A 5,332-nucleotide genomic window follows, 5' to 3' on the forward strand; every position below is an offset into this window, starting at 1 on the left:
ATCAAAAGAAATATTTTCGACATTTACTAACCAATACAATTGCGGTAAGTTATTTGTTGAAACCATTTTTCAACGAATTGTTGTCAATAAAGAAACCGAAGAATTCAACCATTTTGTAAATACCGCCGAAGAATTATATCTCGATATTATGAAGACAAAACCGGACTGGTTACTACAAATCCCTCAATATCATATTGCTTCGTATTTAGGAATCACTCCTGAAACATTAAGCAGAATTAGAAAACGAATATAGCCTACAACCATTTTACATTGGCTGGATCTAATAAAAAAACATTTGTATTCAATTCATTTTGAATAGTTGTGGCATCATTATGCCCCGCATATATTGGCATATCGATTGCTTTATATCTATCTTTAAATAACATCAAACTATTCTTCATATCCTCAGGATTGGAGCCAGGCCAGTCTATTCTTCCAATAGTTCCTTTGAAAATAAAATCACCAGTCAGCATAAATTCTCCAAAATCAAAAACAGTACAACCAATGCTATGTCCTGGATAAATACCGGTTGTAAAAACAAAGTTTTCTATTTGATAGGTGGTTTGATCTTCCAAAATTTTCACTGGAACATCCAAAATAGTTTCCTCTAGTCCAAAATGTTGAGAACCAATAAAACTAAGATTGCGCACACGATCTCCAAACAATTCTTTTGATTTCTCTGAAGCCCATACCGCAACATTATATAAATCCATAAAATATTTGACGCTAAAAATATGATCTTGGTGCGCATGTGTTACCAATATACCTACAACTTTCAAACCTAAAAAATCAATTTTTATTTCAATTGATTTAGGATCAAAGCTTGGATCAACAATTAGTGCGTTTTTATCATTATCAATTACTAAATAAGAATTTGTTGCAAAAATAGTATTCGATAGTACTTCAATGGTATAGTTCATTTCTTTGTAACTTTTATTATTGCAAAAATAATGTTGAATAAATTTAGGTGCATTGATTCAAATCAATATCGACTAAACTTTATTTTTTTGATTTATTGATTTCAATCAATGGAATCTATTGTACCAATAAGCAACTTTGTACTTTCAATTTAAAACATCAAAAAATGAAAATACATCATTTGCGAAATGCCACTATGATCATAGAAACTGGAGATAAAGTAATTTTAGTGGACCCAATGCTTGGAAAAAAAGGAACAGCTGGACCAACTTTCACACTTTTTCGATTTAAACCACAACGAAATCCAATTGTAGATTTGCCAACCAATGCAATGGATATAGTTGAAAAAACTACACATTGCTTAATAACACATCTGCACCCCGACCATTTAGACAAGGAAGCAGAGCATTTTCTTCGCTCTAAACAAATTCCTGTTATTTGTAGCATAAAAGACGAAGCCACATTAAGGAAAAAAGGATTAAACGTATCACAAACTGTTGAATATTGGAAAGAAAGCCCTTTTTTAAGTGGAAAAATTATAGGTATTCCAGCAGTTCACGGTTACGGATTTGTAGCTAAACCAATGGGGAATGTAATGGGCTTTTATATCAAATTACCAAACGAAAAATCAATCTACCTGAGCGCCGATACCGTTTACACTGACGATGTTCACAAAGTTTTGACACAATTAAAACCTGAAATAGCTGTGGCGGCTTCTGGAACAGCACAATTAGATATTTTTCAGCCTTTATTAATGCGAATGGATGACATTTTGAGGTTTGTAAAAAATGCACCAAATCAAGTAATCGCAAATCATCTGGAAGCTGTAAATCATTGCCCGACGACACGACAACAATTAAAAGTAGAAATTTCAAAAATTGGACTTTCTGACAAGGTTTTTATTCCAAATGATGGTGAAAGTAGGGTGTACTAATCAGACAACCATCTTACCTTAAAATAGTAATTAAAAACACATAAATGAACTTTCAAATACAAAATAGCAACAGCAACGACACAGACGAAATTTTCCGTTTGTACAAAATCGCCACCGATTTTCAGAAAACGAGATTTACCCATCACTGGCCAGAATTTGACAGACAACTTATTGAAACTGAAATTTTAGAAAACAGACAATGGAAAATAGTGGTTGATGGTAAAATTGCTTGTGTCTGGGCGACAACTTTTGACGATCCACAAATTTGGGAGGAACGTAACGAAGAACCAGCTATTTACATTCACCGAATAGCAACCAGTCCTGATTTTCGCGGACAAAATTTAGCGGGTAAAATCGTTGAGTGGGCAAAAATTTATGCTATTGAAAATCAAAAACAATTCATTAGAATGGATACAGTTGGCGATAATTCAGGATTGATTAATTACTACACAAAATGTGGCTTTGAGTTTTTAGGTTTACTAAAACTTAAAAATACTGAAGGACTTCCTGCACATTATGACAACGCAACAGTAAGTTTATTTCAAATTGACCTAAACTCTAAATGAAAAAATAACTTCTCCTTTTTTTATTTTTGTGTTCACTCCTTCTTAACAATTGAAAATATTAAAACCGTTCTTTCCAAATTGTCTAATAAAAAAGGACTTTAAGACCAAATAAAACAATAGCTAGCATCCCGAATTTCGTTGCTTGCGTGACAAAAACAATTTAATCTAATCCCTTACACCAGCTCATGAACACTAGCAAAAGTGGATCACTATAAATTTGTAAAAGGCACGAGCGGGAAGCTCGCCATCGCAATGGCGCAACTCCAAGTGTTTTTAATTTATCTATTACGTTTATAACTTGAACTTTAATTAATTTATTATTCCTCTTTTTTTAATTACTGCCAAGGTTAGAATTATTGCCTTCTTTGGATATATTATGGTAAATTTGAATTACAAGAGAATTTTCCATAATGAAATCTTTTTTATTTTAAATATTAATTTGAAAACCTCCATATTATGATTGTTACTTCACATGCTAAAGGTTGGAAAATTATAAACCAGCGCTCTCACGGCCTTCTAGCTGCGATGATAGGATATCAATATAATATTGATTTGCCAAATGATATCATTGTGCCAACACTCATTGCTATCACTGAGCATGATGACGGGGTTGTAGAAACATTAGAAAATAAAAATTTAACCAAGGCAGGTGCGCCAAGGCATTTCTTAGTCAACGATGAATCTAAAAAAACGGATTTAAATCGATACCTCAATGTAATGGAAAATGCAACTTCAAAAAGTCAGTTAAATGCATTATTGACCTCCTTACATTTAGATTTTATTTGTGATGATTCAATTCACGGTCAAGACCAGAATTTGAAAACTTTTTTGAAAGAGCAAGAAAAAAACCGCAAAGATATTTTCAAACATTTAAACATAAACGAAGAATACATGCATCGCTTGTACCGTCTTGTGGAATGGTGCGATGCTTTTTCACTTCTTATTTGCATGGATAAAATACAGCCCGAAGGACGCAAAATGGAAGTATCTGAAAGCCCTGACGGTGATATGAGTCAAACGTTTTACAAGGCTGAAAAAGAAATCACAGTAGAGCCTTGGGTTTTTAAAAATGATACTTTCACGGTTTTTTACGAATATAAAATTATCGAACAACTACAGTTTACATCCGTGGAAGAATTTAACGAGGTTTGTAAAAAAACCGAAGTTCAAAGGGAAGAATTTGTGTTTTCAAGGTAGCGTTTTTATTATTTTATATTTCTGTTTGCTATTTTGATTCTAATTTGGGTTTTACAAGTTTGGTGAAACAGTAGTTAAACTAAATCTACGGTAGCACTACTGCTAATTTCCATCATCTTATGAAGGTATTACAATGTGAAATTTATGACTAAAAAAGAAAGCGTTCAACTGCAGTAAGAGATAACAAAATCCTGAACTACGCCCAGCGCGAAGTAACATTTTGAAAAATAAACTTATCGTAAATGCTGTGAAAGTATTTATGAATTTAAGCTTTAACTTCAAATCGGTAAAAATAGCATACGATATAAATGTCTCAAGAATTAATCAAAAATCTGAAATATGGTCCTCTTTATACTGAAACTATTGCTTCCAAATAAAGCAATAACTTAAAGCATTGCTTTACAAATTAATATGCTATTCATACGTACTCAAATCTAGATTAAGAATAGTACCTACTCTGCTAAACTCTTCATTAATCTTTGCATTCAAGATTAATTGTTCATTTGTTATGGGATGATTAAAAATTAACTGATGGGCATGAAGCATCATTCCTTTCAGTTCAAAATGCTCCAACCATAATTTATTTTGTTTATTGCATCCATGTGGCCGACTTCCTAAAATGGGATGAAAAATATGTTTGAAATGTTTTCGTAATTGATGCATACGCCCAGTTTCAGGAATCGCTTCAACCAAACAATATCGTGACGTTGGCTGTTTGTTAAATTCCAACTCAATTTCAACACTTTGCAATCGATGAAAATAGGTTACTGCATTTTGTACAACACCATCATCATTAGTTAAATCATAATCAATCGTTAATTCTAGGGGTGACCAACCACGTAAAATTGCTAAATATTTTTTTTCGACTTCGCGAGTGGCAAAACGATCATTCATAATTTTTAAAACGGCGGTATCCAACGCAAATAACAAGACACCTGATGTTTTGCGGTCTAACCGATGAATAGGATAAACATGTTGCCCTCCTATTTGATTTCTCAATTCTTGAATAGCAAACACTTTTGCATCGCGCGCATAAAATGATTTGTGAACCAACAATCCACTTGGCTTATTAATTGCAATAATATATTCGTCTTGGAACAGAATTTCTAACATCTGGCAAAAGTAAAAGAGATCTTTATCGAAATCTCTCTTTTGACGTATTTATTTCTATACTTTTTATACCGCTAGCGTATGAATCCCACTTTTTAACATTAAAAAAAGTAAATCTCTATTAATTTGTAATAGTTACAATCTGGGAAAGATGATGTTGCCTTAAATAAATAATCCTAGAAATCAATAATTGCCTAGTTGCTTTCATAACATTAACAATAAATTGAAACAACCGAAAAACAAAAAATTAAATACAGGTTTAATAAGACGTAGCTGAAAAGCACAACAGAATATTTGTATCGATTACTTAAAAGTTTTTCGAAGAGTTTGAGAGAATTTCAAGAGACAAGTTCACGTATTTTTTTACCAAATAAGCAAACTGCTTTTTGGTTGAAAAATATTTTTTGTAGTTTAAATCTACTATATTTAGACTAAAATTTAAAAAAAGAAGTTTCTATACTGATTTACTTTTAGTCTTATAGTTTGAACTAAAAACTTTTTGTAATTAACAAAAAATAAAATGAATAAACTTTTTTTATGTATTTCAATTGCGGTATTTAATATTTATTTTTCAAATTCTCAGAATAGAAAACTAAACGTTTTAGAC

The 5,332-nt window shown here is 31.8% G+C and carries 5 protein-coding genes and 1 pseudogene; 4 read left to right on the forward strand and 2 right to left on the reverse strand.

Translation table 11 applies throughout. The features are described from left to right. A pseudogene (locus DNC80_RS15195) lies at positions 1–253 on the forward strand (Crp/Fnr family transcriptional regulator); the annotation flags it as partial. 1 nt (position 254) lies between these two features. Here DNC80_RS15195 and DNC80_RS15200 read toward each other — a convergent pair. Next, positions 255–920: an MBL fold metallo-hydrolase gene (locus tag DNC80_RS15200; protein ID WP_182651936.1), complete on the reverse strand. Its 666-nt coding sequence runs from the start codon at positions 918–920 to the stop codon at positions 255–257. Between the two features lie 164 nt (positions 921–1,084). Here DNC80_RS15200 and DNC80_RS15205 point away from each other — a divergent pair, with 164 nt between their 5' ends. From DNC80_RS15205 to DNC80_RS15215, 3 genes are all read left to right on the forward strand, one after another. Then, positions 1,085–1,852: an MBL fold metallo-hydrolase gene (locus DNC80_RS15205; protein WP_182651937.1), complete on the forward strand. Its 768-nt coding sequence runs from the start codon at positions 1,085–1,087 to the stop codon at positions 1,850–1,852. Between the two features lie 44 nt (positions 1,853–1,896). Continuing rightward, complete coding sequence (locus tag DNC80_RS15210; protein ID WP_182651938.1) at positions 1,897–2,418, forward strand: N-acetyltransferase; 522 nt, start codon at positions 1,897–1,899, stop codon at positions 2,416–2,418. 456 nt (positions 2,419–2,874) lie between these two features. After that, positions 2,875–3,615, forward strand: a complete 741-nt coding sequence (locus DNC80_RS15215) for a DUF3891 family protein (RefSeq protein WP_182651939.1) — start codon at positions 2,875–2,877, stop codon at positions 3,613–3,615. Positions 3,616–4,029: 414 nt separating this feature from the next. Here DNC80_RS15215 and DNC80_RS15220 read toward each other — a convergent pair whose 3' ends face one another. After that, positions 4,030–4,728 carry a pseudouridine synthase gene (locus tag DNC80_RS15220; protein ID WP_182651940.1) on the reverse strand — a complete coding sequence of 233 codons (699 nt, stop codon included), beginning with the start codon at positions 4,726–4,728 and terminating at the stop codon, positions 4,030–4,032. Positions 4,729–5,332: the final 604 nt, after the last annotated feature.

The sequence above is a fragment of the Flavobacterium sp. SOK18b genome (assembly GCF_014156605.1).
GTDB lineage: Bacteria > Bacteroidota > Bacteroidia > Flavobacteriales > Flavobacteriaceae > Flavobacterium > Flavobacterium tiangeerense.